General features: G+C 65.5%; 2 protein-coding genes. One reads left to right on the top strand and one right to left on the bottom strand.

The window, feature by feature from the left end:
• Positions 1 to 194 (bottom strand): hypothetical protein (locus AAE045_RS24350; protein ID WP_455549862.1); only part of this gene is annotated, 194 nt, incomplete at its 3' end.
• A 127-nt stretch (positions 195 to 321) separates the two neighbouring features.
• On the opposite strand from AAE045_RS24350, the gene AAE045_RS24345 reads away from it, so the two are divergent.
• Positions 322 to 519: Lrp/AsnC family transcriptional regulator (locus AAE045_RS24345; protein WP_455549861.1), on the top strand; the 198-nt coding region annotated here is incomplete at its 3' end.

The following is a 519-nucleotide window of genomic DNA, read 5'->3' as shown; positions in this document are numbered from 1 at the left end:
GCATGCAGGAATTCCTTGCTGGCGCGGCCGACCAGCAATTCGCGCTGGCGCTGGAACAGGGTGCTCCAGGTCGCGTGGTCGTCGGCGGTGTAGCTGTCCCAGGGCTGTTCCACGATGGCAGTGGTATAGACCGGCACGTATCCCTTGTCGGTCTGCTGGTGTTCGACGCGGCGGGGGGCGGTGGCGGTTTCCATCGTGGTGGTCTCCTGGGAAGTCACCTGTCGATGCTAGGGCAGGGCGCGCGCAAGAGGTTTGCAAAGTTGCGCGGATATGGCCTGTTGGCGCAATATCATTGCGTCCACATCATGTTGCGGGGCAGCAATGACCGGAGATGCCCAGTTCGACCGCACGGATCCGCGCTTGCTGGCGGAAATCCAGCAACACGGTCGTGCCACCAACGCCGAGCTCGCCGCCCGGGTCAACCTGTCTCCGTCGGCCTGCCTGCGGCGGGTCCAGCGGCTGGAAAGCGAGGGCGTGATCGCCGGGTATGGCGCCCGCCTTGAGCCGCGTCAGATCGGC

Source organism: Dryocola clanedunensis (assembly GCF_038405435.1).
Taxonomy (GTDB): domain Bacteria; phylum Pseudomonadota; class Gammaproteobacteria; order Enterobacterales; family Enterobacteriaceae; genus Dryocola; species Dryocola clanedunensis_A.
Note: the sequence above shows the minus strand (reverse complement) of the source record. Positions and strands in the feature narration are given on the sequence as shown.